The organism is Pseudomonas vanderleydeniana, from assembly GCF_014268755.2.
In the GTDB taxonomy this organism is placed as follows: domain Bacteria; phylum Pseudomonadota; class Gammaproteobacteria; order Pseudomonadales; family Pseudomonadaceae; genus Aquipseudomonas; species Aquipseudomonas vanderleydeniana.
Genome location: NZ_CP077093.1, coordinates 1,475,737 through 1,491,438 on the forward strand (window position 1 = coordinate 1,475,737; position 15,702 = coordinate 1,491,438).

Sequence of the window (15,702 nt, forward strand, 5' to 3'; positions counted from 1 at the left end):
CGGTCTTAAACAGCAAGCCGCTGGTGGATCAGCGGCTGTTTTTCACGGCCGACCTCGTGTCGGCCGTTTCATGGGGAGTCAAGAGTGAAACCGGTCAAAGTAGGCATCTGTGGGTTAGGTACCGTCGGTGGCGGCACCTTCAACGTACTTCAGCGTAACGCCGAGGAAATTGCTCGTCGTGCCGGGCGTGGGATCGAAGTGGCACAGATTGCCATTCGCACGCCAAAGCCTCAGTTCCAAACGACCGGTATTGCGATTACCAACGATGTCTTCGAAGTGGCCACGAACCCTGAGATCGACGTCGTCGTAGAGTTGATGGGCGGCTATACCGTTGCCCGTGAGCTGGTACTCAAAGCGATCGAGAACGGCAAGCACGTGGTTACCGCGAACAAGGCGCTGATCGCCGTGCACGGTAACGAAATTTTCGCCAAGGCCCGTGAAAAGGGCGTGATCGTGGCCTTCGAGGCCGCGGTGGCAGGCGGCATCCCGGTGATCAAGGCGATTCGCGAAGGCCTGTCGGCCAACCGGATCAACTGGGTCGCGGGCATCATCAACGGCACTGGCAACTTCATCCTCACCGAAATGCGCGAGAAGGGCCGTACCTTCGAGGACGTATTGGTCGAGGCCCAGGCCCTGGGTTACGCCGAGGCCGATCCGACCTTCGACGTCGAGGGTATCGACGCTGCGCACAAGCTGACCATCCTGGCGTCCATCGCCTTCGGTATTCCGCTGCAGTTCGACAAGGCCTACACCGAGGGCATCACCAAGCTGACCACGGCGGACGTGAACTACGCCGAGGCCCTGGGCTATCGCATCAAGCACCTGGGCGTGGCGCGCAGCACCGCGGCCGGTATCGAGCTGCGGGTGCACCCGACGCTGATCCCGGCCGATCGCCTGATCGCCAACGTCAACGGCGTGATGAACGCGGTCATGGTCAACGGCGATGCCGCCGGCTCGACCCTGTTCTACGGTGCCGGTGCCGGCATGGAGCCGACCGCTTCCTCGGTGATCGCCGACCTGGTCGACGTGGTTCGCGCCATGACCTCCGATCCGGAGAACCGCGTGCCGCACCTGGCCTTCCAGCCGGACTCGCTGTCGGCTCACCCGATCCTGCCGATCGAAGCCTGCGAGAGCTCGTACTACCTGCGTATCCAGGCCAAGGACCATCCGGGCGTGCTGGCCCAGGTGGCGAGCATCCTGTCCGAGCGCGGGATCAACATCGAGTCGATCATGCAGAAGGAAGTCGAGGAGCAGGATGGCCTGGTGCCGATGATCCTGCTGACCCACCGCGTGGTCGAACAACGCATCAACGATGCCATCGCGGCGCTGGAGGCCCTGCAGGGTGTGGTCGGCCCTGTCGTGCGGATCCGCGTCGAGCATTTGAACTGAGTCGACGTCGTCGACTGGAGAGGAATTTTTCATGCGTTACATCAGTACCCGCGGCCAGGCGCCCGCGCTGAACTTCGAAGACGTGCTGCTGGCCGGCCTGGCCAGCGATGGCGGCCTGTACGTGCCGGAGAACCTGCCACGCTTCACCCAGGAGGAGATCGCTTCCTGGGCCGGCCTGCCGTACCACGAGCTGGCGTTCCGGGTCATGCGCCCGTTCGTCACTGGCAGCATTCCCGATGCGGACTTCAAGAAGATCCTCGAGGAAACCTACGCTGTCTTCGCCCATAACGCCGTGGCGCCCCTGCGCCAGCTGAACGGTAACGAGTGGGTGCTCGAGCTGTTCCACGGCCCGACCCTGGCCTTCAAGGACTTCGCCCTGCAACTGCTGGGTCGCCTGCTCGACTACGTGCTGGCCAAACGCGGCGAGCGCGTGGTGATCATCGGCGCGACCTCCGGTGACACCGGCTCGGCGGCGATCGAAGGCTGCAAGCACTGCGAGAACGTCGACATCTTCATCCTGCACCCGCACAACCGGGTGTCGGAGGTGCAGCGCCGGCAGATGACCACCATCTTCGGCGAGAACATCCACAACATCGCCGTCGAAGGCAACTTCGACGACTGCCAGGAGATGGTCAAGAACAGCTTCGCCGACCAGAGCTTCCTCAAGGGCACGCGCCTGGTTGCGGTGAACTCGATCAACTGGGCGCGGATCATGGCCCAGATCGTCTACTACTTCCACGCGGCGCTGCAGTTGGGTGGCCCGGCACGTTCGGTGTCGTTCTCGGTGCCAACCGGCAACTTCGGCGATATCTTCGCCGGGTATCTGGCGCGCAACATGGGCCTGCCGATCAATCAACTGATCGTCGCGACCAACCGCAACGACATCCTGCACCGCTTCATGAGCGGCAACCAGTACGTCAAGGAAACCCTGCATGCGACGCTGTCGCCGTCCATGGACATCATGGTCTCGTCGAACTTCGAGCGCCTGCTGTTCGATCTGCACGGTCGCAATGGCGCGGCCATCGCCGGCCTGATGGACACCTTCAAGCAGGGTGGTGGTTTCAGCGTCGACCAGGACCGCTGGACCGAGGCGCGCAAGCTGTTCGATTCGCTGGCGGTGGACGATGCGCAAACCTGCGAGACCATTGCCGAAGTCTTTGCCCAGACTGGCGAAGTGCTCGACCCGCATACCGCCATCGGCGTCAAGGCGGCTCGCGAGTGCCGCCGTAGCCTGGATACCCCGATGGTGATCCTGGGTACTGCGCATCCGGTCAAGTTCCCTGAGGCAGTTGAGAAAGCCGGTGTAGGAAAAGCGCTTGAACTACCTGCACACCTTTCGGATTTGTTTGAAAGGGAAGAGCGCTGCACCGTTCTGGCCAATGACCTGAAAGTCATGCAGGCCTTTGTCAGCCAGCACGGCAACCGCGGCAAGCCGCTCTGACCGACTAGAACGGTCACACTTTAGAGCCCGCCCCTTGGCGGGCTTTATCGTTTTTGCATGCCAAACTTTCCCCCCTGTTTTTCATTCCCATCGAATCAAGGGGGCGGGTAGTTCGTCATGGCGCTTGCAGGGAGATCGATCCATTTCATTCTGGCGTGGCTGTCCTGGGTGGCGCTGGCGAGCCTGCCAAGCCCGCTGATGGCCGCCCAGGACCTGCCCTTCAATCTGCCCGCGTCGTTCGTCGAGCTGCCCCGGCTGCCCCTCAGCGCAGACGAGCGGCGTTGGTTGGGAAAGGACCGCCGGCTCCGGGTGGGCATCTCGGTCGCCGACTACGAGCCCGTTGATATCACCAGCGACCGCAATCGCTATCAGGGGATCAGTGCCGATTACGTGGGCCTGATCCGCGATCGGCTCGGGGTGCAGGTGGAAGTGCTGGGGTTCGTCGAGCGGGACCAGGCCGTGGAGGCGCTGCTCAATGGGCATATCGACGTGCTGACCAGTGCCAACGGCTTCGAGCGGGGTTTTGCCGAGCTGGCCTTCTCCAGCGAATACATGCCTGACCGTTCGGTCGTCGTCAGCCGCAGCGAGACCCCGGATCCTGACGACCTGCGCGGGCGCAAGGTGCTCCTGCTGGAAGGCTACGCCGATGCCGCGGTGGTACATGCCACCTATCCCCAGAGCAGGATCATCCTTGCACCGACCCTCTACAGCGCGCTGGAAGCGCTGCTGCAGGGCGAGGTCGATGCCTTCATCGGCAACGAGGTCATTGTCAGGGCCTACAAGACCATACGGCCCTACATGGGGCTGCAGATCCGCGGGCAGAGTGCCTTGCCGCCGGTTGGTTTCGCCTTCGCCACGCGCCAGTCGGAGCCGGTCCTCGGCGGCCTGATCCAGCGCGCGCTGGACAGCCTCGACGAAGCCGTGCGCCGGGAGATCCTGGCCCGCTGGACCACCGGTTTCGGCTCGGACATCACCCAGCCGCGAGTCAACCTGACAGCGGCGGAGCGGGCCTGGATCGACAACCATCCGCGGGTGACGGTAGCCGCCCAGCAGTACCCGCCATACATCTACAAGGATTTCCATAACCGCTGGGTCGGCCTCAATGCCGATTTGCTGGCACGGATTTCCCGCATGACCGGGTTGCAGTTCGTCTTCGACGAGAGTTTTTCCACGGCGCAGACCCTGGCGATGCTCAAGGAGGGGCGGGCGTTGATGAACGGTTCGCTGGCAGAGAGCCCTGAGCGCAAGGCTTTCCTGAATTTCACCTACGCCTTTGGCGGCAGTTCCTGGGTCTTTGTCGTGCCGAGCGATGCCCCGCCGCTAGGTTCGTTCCGGCAACTGGCCGGCCGGGTACTGGCGCTGCCCGAGGAGCATGCGTTGCAGGCCATGATTCGCCGGGAATACCCGGAGGTCGTGTTGCGTGGCGTCAGGACCCAGGAGGAGGCCCGGTGGCTGGTTGAGAACGGCGCGGCGGCGGCAACCATCCAGAGCGATGCCCTGGCCTATCTGCATCCCCCGGGCCGATTGAAGGTCGGGCGCAGTGTGGAAGGGCTGTGGTCGGCGGACAGCTTCTCGGTGGTCAAGACCTCCCCGGAACTGCTCGGCATCCTCAACAAGTCGCTGGAGGCCTTTCCCGTTGCGGAGCTGCGGGCGTTGCGCATCAAGTGGCTGGGGGCCGTTCCGGTCGCACCGCCTCCATCGGTCTGGAAACGGGTACCGCGCTGGGTCTATGGGCTGGGCACGGCCCTGTTGGTGCTGGGCGTCGTCTCGCTGACCTGGAACCGTCGGCTGAATGTGCAGATCCGCCAGCGGCGCCAGGCCGAACGCGAACTCAGCGACCAGTTGGCGTTCCAGCGTGCGTTGCTCGACGGCATTCCCGACCCGATCTTCGTGCGCGACCTGCAGGGACGGCTGATCAGTTGCAATCGCAGTTATGAGCAACGCCTGTCGACGACACTGGAGCAGGTCCGCGGGCGGCGGGTTACCGAGGAGGGGTTGTTGCTGCCCAGGGTTGCCCAGGAGCTGCACGACGACTTCCTGCTGTTGCTGGAGCAGCAGCGACCGCTGTTCAGGGACCGCCAGCTGGAATTTGCCGAGGGCAGCATCGATGTCTACCTGTGGATGGTGCCGTTCCATTCGGCGGGTGCACAGTTGCAGGGGCTGCTGGGGGGCTGGATCGATATCACCGAACGCAAGCAGCTCGAGGCACAGCTGACCGAGGCCCGCCGGCAGGCCGAGCGGGCCAGCCAGGCCAAGAGTGCGTTCCTGGCCACCATGAGTCACGAGATACGCACGCCCATGGGCGCGATCATCGGCCTGCTTGAGGTCGAGCGCGAGCAGGCGCTGGCCCGTGGCCAGGTGTTCCCGCAGGGGTTGCAGGTGGCCTATCAGTCGGCCCGGGAACTGACCGCCCTGATCGGTGACAGCCTGGACCTGGCGAAGATCGAGGCTGGCGGCATGCGCCTGGTGTTGCAGCCGACCGACCTGAGGGCCTTCCTCGAAGCGGTCGTGCAACTGTTCGACGCCCTGGCCCGGGAGAAGGGCATCGTCCTCGGCCTGGATATCGATCCGTTGCTCGCGGGCCTGTATCGGCTTGATCCACTGCGCCTGCGGCAGGTCCTGCATAACCTGATCGGCAATGCCTTGAAGTTCACCACCCGGGGTTTTGTCCGTGTTCGGGTCCTGTGCCTTGCGCAAGCGCTGGACAGCGACCATCTGTGCCTCGATATCGAGGACTCCGGCAAGGGCATTGGTCCCGAGCAGCAGGCAATCCTGTTCGCGCCCTTCGTGCAGGCCCGTGACGAGGCCGATGGGGAACATCAAGGCACCGGCCTGGGCCTGAGCATCTGCAAGCAACTGGTGCAGTTGATGGAGGGTTCCATCGAGCTCGAAAGCCAGCCAGGCCAAGGCACCCGGGTGCGCATCGAACTGGTGCTCAGGCGCGAGGGGCAACCGTCGCCAACGACGGCGCTGGAGCGTGCCAGGTTTCAATTGCCGAGCCTGGACGTGCTGATCGTCGATGACCTGTCCGCCAACCGCCTGGTGCTGCAGCAGCAGCTCGGCTTCCTCGGCCAGCGCGTGGAGGCTTGCCAGACGGCGCAGGCGGCCCTGCAAGTTTGGCAAGGCCGGCGTTTCGACCTGGTCATCAGTGATTGCAACATGCCCGGCATGAATGGCTACCAATTGGCCCGGGCGTTGCGCCAGATCGAGGCTGCGGAGCAACGGGCCGCCTGCCTGATCGTCGGTTGCACGGCCAATGCCATGAGCGATGAGCGCCAACGTTGCCAGGAGGCCGGGATGAACGACCTGCTGGTCAAGCCGGTGCTGCTCGACGACCTGGCTCGTCTGCTGGGGCAGGTCGCCCCTGCGGAGCGCTCTTTCAATCTCCAGACGCTCGTCGACATGACCCAGGCCGATGCCGGTGTGCTGCAGCACATGTTGCTGGAACTGTGGAAGAACCTGCGGGATGAGTATTGCGAGCTGGAGGCCAGGAGTGGCCAGGATGACTGGGACGGCATGGCCGCCTGTGTCCATCGCCTCAAGGGGATTGCCTGTCTGGTCGATGCCCTGGCCCTGGCGCAGGCCTGTGCGAACATGGACGACTGCGTGCGTCGGCGGCAGGTCGAGCACCTGTCCGCCAACGGGCAGGCGCTCAAGGGGGTGATCGAACGGATGCTCGCCGAGATCGAGCCGAACCTGCAGGAAAAACCGGCACTTTAGGACTTGTCCTATGGGGAATGTCGATGCAGGTGGCTAAGGTGGAAGGCCGATGCGGATAACCACCGCTGCCACCTGCGGAGAACATCGATGCGTGCGCTCAGGATCCTGATTCTGGAAGACAATCCCTTTCAACTGATGGCGTTGCACCAGATGCTCAACGCCAACGGCGTCTTCGATGTCCTCACTGCCGAGAGCGTCGAGAGCGCCCGCCAGTCACTGGCCAACCGGGGGCCGATCGACATTGCCATCTGCGACCTGCACCTGGAGGAGGGGGATGGTCTGGAGCTGATCCGCCACCTGGCGGAAAACCGCGAGGCCCAGGCGCTGATCATCCTCAGCAGCCTCGAGACGGAACTGCGCGAAGGCGCCGCGCACATGGCCCGGCAGCAGGGACTGCACGTCCTGGGCTGCCTGCTCAAGCCCGCTTCGGCCGCGATCCTTGGCGACCTGCTGGCGACCTATCAGCACCGTTTCGGTCGCCAGCGTCCGGGGCTGCCATTGGCGCAGGTGTGTGAACTGCTTTCGCTGCACGAACTTCAGGCTGGCGCCGGCGCAGGGGCGATCAGGCAGCATTGCGAGGCCTTCTTCCAGCCCAAGGTGAGCTGCGACGGTCGCGTGCAGGGTGTCGAGGCGCTGGCCCGCTGGCAACATCCGGAGCAGGGCATGCTGCTCCCTGAAACGTTCATCCCGGTACTCGAGTATGCCGGGCTTTCCCAGGACCTCACCTGGCACATGCTCGAGCAGGCCGTGCGCCTTTCGCTGGAGGTGTACCTGGGGACCGACCGCTATTTGCCGGTGACGGTGAACATCCCCGGGCTGATGATCGAGCAGGTGGATTTCGCCGGTCGCCTGGGTGAGCTGCTGGCCCGCTTCGAGCTGCCTGCTCGGTGGCTGACCCTGGAAGTGATCGACGGTACCGACTGCACCAGCGACGCGGCCCAGGCAGAAGGGCTGCTGCGTTTGCGCATGCTCGGTTGCCAGTTGTCGATCGGCGATTTCGGTGTAGCCAATGCCGGGCTGCAGCGGCTGCTCGAATTGCCGTTCTCGGAATTGAGGATCGCCCCGCGTTTCGTCAGCGGCATGGCATTGGACTCTCGCAAGCGTTCGATCGTCGCCGGGGTACTGGGCATGGCCAAGGGCATGGGGTTACGGGCGGTCATCACTGGGATCGAAACCGACGAGGAACATCGGCTGGTCCAGGAGCTGGGCGATGTGCTGGTCCAGGGGCGGTTCATTGCCGCCCCGATGAGCCGCGCCGAACTGTTGCCCTGGCTGCATACGGCTGGGCTCGCCAATACGCTCGAGCGTGAACGGCAACCGGGCTAGGACAGTCCCTGTTCCTGCAGGTACAGAAACAGCGCGGCATCGTTGGGCAGCCCAAGCTTGCGCATTGCACTGATCTTCTGGGCACTGACGGTCTGCTTGCTACGGCACAGTCGCGCGGCGATCTCGCCGACCGTGCGTCCGGCCGCCAGCAGGCGGGTGACTTCCAGTTCCCGTGGCGACAACTGTTCCCGGTCGCCCAGCCGGTGCGTGCCGACTTCCCCGGCCAGCGCCAGGGTCTGGCGCACGGAATCGGCCACGAACACCTTGCCCTGGCGGACATGCCGGATCGCCATCGGCAGTTCATTCGCCAGGCTGGCCTTGCTCAGCAGGCCCCTGACCCCCTGGTCGAGGATGCAGCGCAACAGCCCGGCATTGTTGAGCATGGTGACGACCACGATTGGCAACGCCGGGTGGCTACGCTGCAGGGCTTCGATCATCCTCAGGCCGTCATTGCGGTCCGTGGTCGGCATCATGAAATCGGTGACGAGGGCATCGCAGGGGGTGTTGTCGAGCCGTTCGAAAAGCTCCCCGGGGGTGCTCGCTTCGCCTACGACGCACAGCGTCGACTCCCGCTCGATGACGGCGCGCAAGCCGATCAGGAAAATCGGATGATCATCGGCCAGGACGATCCTCAATGGCGTGTGTGGCGACGAACTCAAGACAGGTCTCCGGTGGGCGCGAGCGGCGAAGCGGATGAAAATCAAGCAAAAAAGAACAGATGCTTCGGCTCATGTCTGTGAGTAAAGCCGATGTTGCCTGTAGTAAAAATCTAAAAACCACTGATCTGATTCTAGGCATGCTTTTCCCGCTGTTTTTTCCTTGTCATCTTTCTGGTTCATGTTCAGGAGACGTCGATCCGTTCGCTGGCGCCGGGAGGGCCCCGCGAACTTTCTTCCCTGACTGGTGGTCACTGACTCCAGGCACCTTGTTTTCGACCTTTCGGGTTTTGACTATTGAGTGGTGATCGAATGGAAAGTATCAGCCTGTTGCTCAGTGAGGCGCTGAGCCCGTATGCCGTTACCCTGACTCCCTCTGGCGGGCACGGCGAGTGCGTGGTGAGCGTGAGTGGTATTGCCGGCACGCTGCTGGTGGAACGTGAAGTCAATCAGGCGCAACTGACCGACAAGCGCCTGCTCACGGATGTGGTCGATGGCCTGCATCGTGATCTGCGAATTGCCGAGGGCCGCCTGGAGCCCTGCGTGATTGCCGCCCTGCGTAACGCCGCAGAGCATCGGGGCGCCAGCCTCTAGAATTTTTTTGGAACCTTCCTTCCCGAAGCGCTGTCAGAATTTATAACGGCAAGAGCAGGCATTGTGCTCCGGTGGTTGTGGCTTGTCGTACTGGTCTTTGTAGGCCATGTTTAACCCCGAGTCGTCTCCCCACTTCTCGGGGTTTCTTTTGCCCGGAATTCGTCACTGGGCGGGGTCTGGGAAGAATCCCTTGGCGTCTTCCCGGTACTTTTCCCGGTCAGCCGGTGCCAGCCAGCGCGCATAGAGCTCGACCAACTGTTCCTGGCGCAACTCGCGCAGGATCTCGTTGATATGGGGTATCGCGGCATGGCCCTGCGGGGTGTCGGAGCAAGCGACCCGAATGAACTGGTAGCTGGCCGTGCCCTTGATCGGGTAGAAGGCCAGTTCGCGGTCGTCGATCTGTTGCTGGCGGGCCTGGTAGCGGATTTCCACGCCATAGCCGAGCAGGGCCTTCAGGCGCCCCATGCGTTGCATCTGCAACAGGCTGCCCAGCGCGTCGTTGCCATAATGGCGCACCAACTGCTGCTCGCTGGCATGCGACAGCACATCGTCGATCGGATGCCCGTAGCTGCGCTCGGCGATGATCCCCAGTTGCAGGCTGTTGCTGTTCAGCAGGGCGGCGAGGTCGACCTCGCCGTCGGACAGGAAGGGTTCGACCAATGGCCGATCCTTTTGCCGAATCAGCAGGCCGTTGCTGGTGGTGCCCATGCTGCGAATGGAGAACAACATCTTCTGTGCCCGGGCCGCAGTCCACAGCAGCGCCGGATCGCAGGTGAACGAGGAGCTGGTGAGCATCTGCATGCCCCGGGCGCGATTGACCCGCAGGATCGTGTGATCATATTCCGGTAGCCGCTCCATCAGCAGCGGCAACATCCGGTCGACCGCCCCCTGGCCCTGTTGCGGCCCGTCGAAAATGCTCAGCGGGGGCAGGTCCCGCAACAACCAGATCAGGGTTTCCCTGGCCTGCACCACAGGTGACAGGGCGCCGATCAGCACAGCCAGCAGTGCGGGGACGAGGCGTCGCGACAGGGCACTGGGAGTCATGCGGTGGATACCTTCCTCGGCTTGGAACCAGTCGTTGGTTACCGTGACATGTCAAATGGCGCCACTTTCACGCAGTCGCATGACCTGTGCCGCATCGTAGCCCAGGCTGGCCAGCACCTCGGCATTGTGCTCGCCCAACTGCGGCCCGACCCATTCGCTGGAGCCGGGTGTATCCGAGAGTTTCGGCACGATGCCGGGCATCTTGAAGTCCTTGCCATCCGGTAGCTTGGCCTGCAGGAACATTTCCCGGGCGAGGAATTGCGGATCGCCGAACATGTCCTCGGCGCTGTAGATACGGCTGGCCGGGACCTCGGCCGCGGCCAGCACGGCGAGTACCGCGTCCAGCGGTTGCGAGTTGGCCCAGCGGTCGATCACGCCATAGAGCTCATCGCGCCGGCTGTCGCGCCCATCGTTGCTGGCCAGCGCCGGGTCGTTCGCCAGGTCCTCGCGGCCGATGGCGAGCATGAAGCGCTTGAAGATCGCATCGCCGTTGGCGCCGATCTGGACATGGCGGCCATCGGCGGTGGTGTGGATCGACGAGGGGGTGATGCCCGGCATGATGTTGCCGGTGCGTTCGCGGATGAACCCGAACACGTCGAACTCCGGCACCATGCTCTCCATCATCGCGAAGATCGCTTCGTACAGGGCGACATCCACCACCTGGCCCTGGCCGCCGTTCACTTCGCGGTGACGCAAGGCCATCAGCGCGCCGATCACCCCCCACAGCGCGGCGATCGAGTCGCCGATGGAGATGCCGGTGCGCACCGGCGGGCGATCGTCGAAGCCGGTGATGTAGCGCAAGCCGCCCATGGATTCGCCGACCGCGCCAAAGCCCGGCTGGTCCTTCATCGGACCGGTCTGGCCGAAGCCCGACAGGCGCACCATCACCAGCTTGGGGTTGAGTGCATGCAGGGTTTCCCAGCCCAGGCCGAGTTTTTCCAGGACACCGGGGCGGAAGTTCTCGATCAGGATGTCGGCTTCGCTCAACAACTGCCTGAGGATCGCCAGGCCGTCGGGATGCTTCAGGTTCAGGGTCAGGGATTTCTTGTTGCGCGCCTGGACGAACCACCACAGCGACGTGCCTTCGTACAGCTTGCGCCACTTGCGCAGGGGATCGCCGCCGTCCGGCGATTCGACCTTGATCACCTGCGCGCCGAATTCGGCGCAGATCCGCGAGGCGAAAGGCCCGGCGATCAGTGTTCCGAGTTCGATGACTTTCAGGCCGGAGAGAGGTTTGTCGGCGACTGGCATGGACGATCCTGTAGGACAAGATAGGGGTTGTAGAGCCTTTTAACATGGCGCGCGCCATCTTCATAACCATCGATAGTCGTTGATTGACCTGCGTATCGGTTAGACTTGGCACCTTTCCCGTCTTTAGAAGCCCTGTTCATGGCCCAGCCGTCCACGACCTACAAGTTCGAACTCAACCTCACCGACATGGATCGCAACGTCTACGAGAGCGTCAAGCAGACCATTGCCCGCCATCCTTCGGAGACCGAAGAGCGGATGGCCGTGCGGCTGTTGGCCTACGCCCTCTGGTACAACGAGCTGCTGGCCTTTGGCCGTGGCCTGTCTGAAGTAGACGAACCAGCGTTGTGGGAAAAAAGCCTGGACGACCGTGTACTGCACTGGATCGAAGTCGGCCAGCCGGATGCCGAGCGCCTGACCTGGTGCTCGCGCCGTACCGAACGCACCAGCCTGCTGGCCTACGGTAGCCTGCGGGTCTGGGAAGGCAAGGTGGTGCCGGCAGTGAAGAACCTGAAGAACGTCAATATCGCCGCCGTTCCGCAAGAGGTGCTGGAAACCCTCGCCCAGGACATGCCACGGGTGATCAAGTGGGACGTGATGATCAGCGACGGCACCGTCTTCGTCACCGACGACCGTGGCCAGCACGAAGTCCAGCTCCAGTGGCTGCTGGGCGAGCGCGGCTGAGTCCGGCCGCCGTTTCAATTCCTGTGTCCTGAAGAGAAGTTCCGCCAGCGTTATGCGTATCGAGCCCCGCCCACTGCCCGCCACCCTGCCGTTCCTCGGTGACCTGCCGCCCCTGCTGACCCGCCTCTACGCGGCGCGGGGCGTCGAGTCCCAGGCCGAACTGGACAAGAGCCTGGCCCGGCTGATTCCCTTCCAGCAGCTCAAGGGGATCGAGGCGGCGGTCGACCTGCTGGTGGTGGCTCTGGAGCAACGCCAGCGGATCCTGATCGTCGGCGACTTCGATGCCGATGGCGCCACCGCCAGTACGGTCGGGGTGCTTGGGCTGCGCCTGCTGGGCGCGGCTCATGTCGACTACCTGGTGCCGAACCGCTTCGACTATGGCTATGGCCTGACCCCGGAAATCGTCGCCGTGGCCCTGCAGCGCCAGCCGCAGTTGCTGATCACCGTCGACAACGGCATCTCCAGTATCGATGGCGTGCAGGCGGCCAAGGCGGCGGGGCTGAACGTACTGGTCACCGACCACCACTTGCCGGGCAGCGAGCTGCCGGCGGCCGATGCCATCGTCAACCCGAACCAACCCGGCTGCGAGTTTCCGAGCAAGGCGCTGGCCGGGGTCGGGGTGATTTTCTACGTCTTGATGGCCTTGCGCGCGCGCCTGCGCAGCCTGGGCTGGTATGACAGCCGGCCGCAGCCGAACATCGGCGAACTGCTGGACCTGGTAGCCCTGGGCAGCGTCGCCGACGTGGTGCCACTGGACGCCAACAACCGGATCCTGGTGCACCAGGGCCTGGAGCGGATTCGTGCCGGTCGGGCCCGGCCGGGACTCAAGGCGATCCTGCAGGTGGCCAAGCGCGAGCAGGCCCGGCTGACCTCCACCGACCTGGGGTTCATTCTCGGCCCGCGGCTGAATGCGGCCGGACGCCTGGACGACATGAGCCTGGGCATCGAGTGCCTGCTGTGCGAAGACCCGGTGCTGGCCCTGGAAATGGCCACCCAGCTGGACGAGATGAACAAGGACCGCAAGTCCATCGAGCAGGGCATGCAGCGCGAGGCCCTGGCCCAGCTCAAGGAGTTGCCGCTGGACTCGATGCCCTTCGGCCTGTGCCTGTTCGACCCGGACTGGCACCAGGGCGTGATCGGCATTCTCGCCTCGCGGATGAAGGAGCGTTACCACCGCCCGACCATCGCCTTCGCCGACGCCGGTGATGGCATGCTCAAGGGCTCCGGCCGTTCGGTGGCCGGCTTTCACATTCGCGATGCGCTGAGCGTGGTGGCGGCGCAGCATCCGGACCTGATGAGCAAGTACGGGGGGCATGCCATGGCCGCCGGCCTGACCCTGCCCCAGGAGAACTTCCCGCTGTTCGCCGAGGCCTTCGATGCCGAGGTGCGCCGCCAGCTCAGCGAGGATGACCTGACCGGCCGCCTTCAGACGGATGGCACGCTGGCGCTGGAGGAATTCAACCTGGAGCTGGCCCGGGCACTACGCAATGCCGGCCCATGGGGCCAGCACTTCCCCGAGCCGTTGTTCCACGGCGTGTTCCAACTGGTGGAAAAACGCATCGTCGGCGAGCGGCACCTGAAGGTAGTGCTGAAAAGCGAATGCGGTTCGCTGAAGCTCGACGGCATCGCTTTCAGCATCGATCCCGAAGTCTGGGCCAATGCCCGTGTCGACTGGGTCGAGCTGGCCTACAAGCTCGATCTCAACGAGTTCCGCGGCAAGGAAAGCGTGCAACTGATGATCGCGCACATCGAGCCGCGCTGAGATTTGCCGCGGTTGAACCCTCCGGTGTCCGTCATTGTCGACTAGGCTCTAAGCACTGTCTGAATGGTCTTGTGACGTTGTCTTCCTTTCCACCCGCCGGGGGGCGGGTCTTCACCTTCGTTCGTGTCACTTGCCGACGTTCTCACAGAACCTGGAGCCAGCCCACTTGATCTGAGAGGTGCCCCATGAGTCTGCTGCTTGAACCCTATACCCTTCGTCAATTGACCCTGGCGAACCGCATCGCGGTTTCGCCGATGTGCCAGTACTCCAGTGTCGATGGCCTGGCCAACGACTGGCATCTTGTCCACCTTGGCAGCCGCGCCGTGGGGGGCGCCGGGCTGGTTTTCACCGAAGCCACGGCGGTGACCGCCGATGGCCGCATCACCGCCCAGGACCTGGGCCTGTGGAACGACGAACAGATCGAGCCGTTGCAGCGCATCACCCGTTTCATCGCGGCCCAGGGCGCCGTGGCCGGCATCCAGCTGGCCCACGCCGGACGCAAGGCCAGCACCCATCGGCCATGGTTGGGCAAGCATGGCAGCGTCAAGCCGGAGGAGGGTGGCTGGACGCCGGTCGGACCGTCGCCGATTGCCTTCGATCCGCAGCACACCCAGCCCCTGCAGCTCGACGAGGGGCAGATCGCCGAGGTGATCCAGGCGTTCGTCGCAGCGGCCCGGCGTGCCCTGGCGGCCGGCTTCAAGGTGGTCGAGGTGCATGCCGCCCACGGCTACCTGCTGCACCAGTTCCTCTCGCCCCTGAGCAACCAGCGGCGTGACCAGTACGGTGGTTCGTTCGACAACCGTATCCGCCTGGTCCTGCAGGTGAGCGAGGCGGTGCGTGCGGTCTGGCCCGAAGAACTGCCGTTGTTCGTGCGTGTTTCGGCCACCGACTGGGTAGAGGATGGCTGGAACCCTGATGAAACCGTGGAGCTGGCCCGACGCCTGAAAGCCCTGGGTGTCGACCTGATCGACGTCTCGTCCGGCGGGACCGCCGCCAACGCGGAGATTCCCACGGGGCCCGGCTACCAGACCCGCTTCGCCGAGCGCGTGCGCAAGGAATCCGGTATCGCCACCGGCACGGTCGGGTTGATCACCGAGCCGGCCCAGGCCGAACACATCTTGCGTACCTGCCAGGCAGACATCATCCTGTTGGCTCGCGAACTGCTGCGCGATCCCTACTGGCCGTTGCATGCCGACGATGACCTGGGCGGGCGCAAGGCCGTCTGGCCGGCGCAGTACCAGCGTGCGACCCATCGCGACCAACCCATCCATGAATCGGACCTGCGTGAATAGAAAGGCCATAAGGTGTTGATCGAGCGAGACCTGCAGTTGGGCGACCTGGGCCAGTTGGCACTGATCGATCGCAAGGAACTGATCGAACAGTTCTACCGTGTCCAGGCCGGCCGCCTGGAACTGTATGACGAGTACTGCGCCATGAGCGGATGGCCGGAGGGTGAGGCGGAGCAGGATGCGGTGATCCTGCGCCGCTGTTTCGAACAGGGCGCCTGGTTTCATGGCGTGTTCGCCGGCCCGACGCTGGTGGCGGCGGCGGTGCTCGGTTGCGAGCCGATCCATAACGACGGGCGCCGGTTGCTGCAACTCAAGTTTCTGCATGTCAGCCACGACTACCGGGGGGCTGGGCTGGCGAGCCGACTGTTTGCCAAGGCCACCGACCAGGCCCGCCGCCAGGGCGTCGATGCCCTGTATGTCTCGGCCACCCCGTCGCGCAATACCGTGGAGTTCTACCAGCGGCGCGGCTGCCGGCTGCTGGAGCGGCCCGATCCTGGCCTGTACGCGCTGGAACCGGACGATATCCACCTGTATTGCGAGTTGCATTGA

At 64.0% G+C, this 15,702-nt stretch carries 12 protein-coding genes; 9 read left to right on the forward strand and 3 right to left on the reverse strand.

Annotated features, from left to right (window positions below; translation table 11 throughout):
• The first annotated feature begins 84 nt into the window (after positions 1 to 84).
• From HU752_RS06575 to HU752_RS06590, 4 genes are all read left to right on the forward strand, one after another.
• Positions 85 to 1,389: a homoserine dehydrogenase gene (locus HU752_RS06575; protein WP_186680915.1), complete on the forward strand. Its 1,305-nt coding sequence runs from the start codon at positions 85 to 87 to the stop codon at positions 1,387 to 1,389.
• Positions 1,390 to 1,420: 31 nt separating this feature from the next.
• Positions 1,421 to 2,830, forward strand: coding sequence for a threonine synthase (gene thrC / locus HU752_RS06580; RefSeq protein ID WP_186680914.1), 1,410 nt, complete (start codon positions 1,421 to 1,423; stop codon positions 2,828 to 2,830).
• Between the two features lie 198 nt (positions 2,831 to 3,028).
• On the forward strand, positions 3,029 to 6,550 hold the full coding sequence (locus tag HU752_RS06585) for an ATP-binding protein (protein ID WP_186681228.1): 3,522 nt from the start codon (positions 3,029 to 3,031) through the stop codon (positions 6,548 to 6,550).
• 87 nt (positions 6,551 to 6,637) lie between these two features.
• The gene (locus tag HU752_RS06590) at positions 6,638 to 7,876 is read left to right on the forward strand and encodes an EAL domain-containing response regulator (RefSeq protein WP_186680912.1); all 1,239 of its coding nucleotides are present in this window, start codon (positions 6,638 to 6,640) and stop codon (positions 7,874 to 7,876) included.
• Here HU752_RS06590 and HU752_RS06595 read toward each other — a convergent pair.
• A complete protein-coding gene (locus HU752_RS06595; protein ID WP_186680910.1) occupies positions 7,873 to 8,535 on the reverse strand; it encodes a response regulator in 663 nt (220 codons plus the stop codon). The genes HU752_RS06590 and HU752_RS06595 overlap by 4 nt on opposite strands.
• Positions 8,536 to 8,844: 309 nt before the next feature.
• Between HU752_RS06595 and HU752_RS06600 the strand changes: the two genes are divergently transcribed.
• Positions 8,845 to 9,126, forward strand: coding sequence for a DUF3509 domain-containing protein (locus HU752_RS06600; RefSeq protein WP_186680908.1), 282 nt, complete (start codon positions 8,845 to 8,847; stop codon positions 9,124 to 9,126).
• A 162-nt stretch (positions 9,127 to 9,288) separates the two neighbouring features.
• Here HU752_RS06600 and HU752_RS06605 read toward each other — a convergent pair whose 3' ends face one another.
• Both HU752_RS06605 and HU752_RS06610 read right to left on the reverse strand, forming a co-directional pair.
• A complete protein-coding gene (locus HU752_RS06605) occupies positions 9,289 to 10,170 on the reverse strand; it encodes a TIGR02285 family protein (RefSeq protein WP_186680906.1) in 882 nt (293 codons plus the stop codon).
• A 51-nt stretch (positions 10,171 to 10,221) separates the two neighbouring features.
• Positions 10,222 to 11,421, reverse strand: coding sequence for a CaiB/BaiF CoA transferase family protein (locus HU752_RS06610; protein WP_186680904.1), 1,200 nt, complete (start codon positions 11,419 to 11,421; stop codon positions 10,222 to 10,224).
• Positions 11,422 to 11,559: 138 nt separating this feature from the next.
• On the opposite strand from HU752_RS06610, the gene HU752_RS06615 reads away from it, so the two are divergent.
• The 4 genes from HU752_RS06615 (at position 11,560) to HU752_RS06630 (ending at position 15,702) form a co-directional block, all read left to right on the forward strand.
• Positions 11,560 to 12,102, forward strand: coding sequence for a YaeQ family protein (locus tag HU752_RS06615; protein WP_017904979.1), 543 nt, complete (start codon positions 11,560 to 11,562; stop codon positions 12,100 to 12,102).
• A 52-nt stretch (positions 12,103 to 12,154) separates the two neighbouring features.
• Positions 12,155 to 13,864: a single-stranded-DNA-specific exonuclease RecJ gene (gene recJ / locus HU752_RS06620; RefSeq protein ID WP_186680903.1), complete on the forward strand. Its 1,710-nt coding sequence runs from the start codon at positions 12,155 to 12,157 to the stop codon at positions 13,862 to 13,864.
• A 185-nt stretch (positions 13,865 to 14,049) separates the two neighbouring features.
• Positions 14,050 to 15,156 (forward strand): NADH:flavin oxidoreductase/NADH oxidase, encoded by a 1,107-nt coding sequence (locus tag HU752_RS06625; RefSeq protein ID WP_186680901.1) that lies wholly within the window; start codon positions 14,050 to 14,052, stop codon positions 15,154 to 15,156.
• A gap of 12 nt (positions 15,157 to 15,168) precedes the next feature.
• Complete coding sequence (locus HU752_RS06630) at positions 15,169 to 15,702, forward strand: GNAT family N-acetyltransferase (protein WP_186680900.1); 534 nt, start codon at positions 15,169 to 15,171, stop codon at positions 15,700 to 15,702.

What these genes read in the sequence shown, in the direction of transcription:
- thrC (WP_186680914.1), top strand. Translation starts at nt 1,421, where the DNA reads ATGCGTTACATCAGTACCCGCGGCCAGGCGCCCGCGCTGAACTTCGAA.
- HU752_RS06585 (WP_186681228.1), top strand. Translation starts at nt 3,029, where the DNA reads ATGGCCGCCCAGGACCTGCCCTTCAATCTGCCCGCGTCGTTCGTCGAG.
- HU752_RS06590 (WP_186680912.1), top strand. Translation starts at nt 6,638, where the DNA reads ATGCGTGCGCTCAGGATCCTGATTCTGGAAGACAATCCCTTTCAACTG.
- HU752_RS06600 (WP_186680908.1), top strand. Translation starts at nt 8,845, where the DNA reads ATGGAAAGTATCAGCCTGTTGCTCAGTGAGGCGCTGAGCCCGTATGCC.
- HU752_RS06605 (WP_186680906.1), bottom strand. Translation starts at nt 10,170, where the DNA reads ATGACTCCCAGTGCCCTGTCGCGACGCCTCGTCCCCGCACTGCTGGCT.
- HU752_RS06610 (WP_186680904.1), bottom strand. Translation starts at nt 11,421, where the DNA reads ATGCCAGTCGCCGACAAACCTCTCTCCGGCCTGAAAGTCATCGAACTC.
- HU752_RS06615 (WP_017904979.1), top strand. Translation starts at nt 11,560, where the DNA reads ATGGCCCAGCCGTCCACGACCTACAAGTTCGAACTCAACCTCACCGAC.
- recJ (WP_186680903.1), top strand. Translation starts at nt 12,155, where the DNA reads ATGCGTATCGAGCCCCGCCCACTGCCCGCCACCCTGCCGTTCCTCGGT.
- HU752_RS06625 (WP_186680901.1), top strand. Translation starts at nt 14,050, where the DNA reads ATGAGTCTGCTGCTTGAACCCTATACCCTTCGTCAATTGACCCTGGCG.